The following is an 868-nucleotide window of genomic DNA, read 5'->3' as shown; positions in this document are numbered from 1 at the left end:
GGTAGGCAGACTGGATAGAATCGATTTCCTTGGCGGAGAATGTCTTCAGCGCACTGTTGAGCATGTCATGAAACATGGGATCGTTCTTTACGAACCACCATTCGCTAATTTAACGACGAATTCGGTCTCTAGGGAGTCCGCCAATGGCTTAAAATGATCGCTATGATCGTCAATCAACAGTTGATGAATTAGTATCCCGATTCCATCAACCGCGTTGACTCACTTTTCCCGATTCCAACTGCGGCAAGAGTTCKTTTTAACTCACGGAACACACGCACATTTTCGATAGTTTCGGATTCACATCCAGATAGGAGTAGTAGTTGCCCGTGCGATCGAGAATCGCCAGATTACGCTCTTGATAGTCAGCGGTACTTTCCACCATCATCAAACAGTGATATTGGTCATAGGGTTCCGGTGACCAGAAAGTCGCGTTGATCCACGCCTTGGTTGTTACGCGCAGGCAGAAGATCGACAACACCATCTTCCAACATTTGCAACACATCGCGCCCTTCCGCGGGCACATACTCAAATTCGAGTACGCTGCGCATGCTGATACGATCAGAATATCGTGGACATAGCCTTCACTTTTCCATCTCGACGCGATAGGAAAGTGGAAAGGTTTCTTCTTCAATCGTATAACGAATCACTTGCTCTCGCCCTTCCTCAAAAAGCAAGCGAAGGCTGGCTTGATCATTCAAAAAATAGATGTCTTTTGAATGAATTCGACTGCGCGTTAAGCCTCTTTGTTCTGCCAGAATCACTTTGTCGATGATGGACTTCAGTTTGCGCTGCTCTTTGTTAAACAACACACGATTAATTTGGGTACCTAGTGACTTGTCAAWTAACACCTTGCCCTGGCTGACCTCTT

1 protein-coding gene and 1 pseudogene are annotated in these 868 nt (G+C 46.2%); both read right to left on the bottom strand.

Annotation, left to right across the window (positions count from 1 at the left end):
* Positions 1 to 256 precede the first annotated feature (256 nt).
* Positions 257 to 502, bottom strand: a complete 246-nt coding sequence (locus CIK04_RS34830; protein WP_325205991.1) for a hypothetical protein — start codon at positions 500 to 502, stop codon at positions 257 to 259.
* 79 nt (positions 503 to 581) lie between these two features.
* Positions 582 to 868: pseudogene (locus CIK04_RS34825) on the bottom strand (histidine kinase); the annotation flags it as partial.

The organism is Vibrio sp. 03_296, assembly GCF_002265885.1.
The sequence above is the reverse complement of the archived record's forward strand: the minus strand, read 5'-3'. Positions and strand labels throughout refer to the sequence as shown.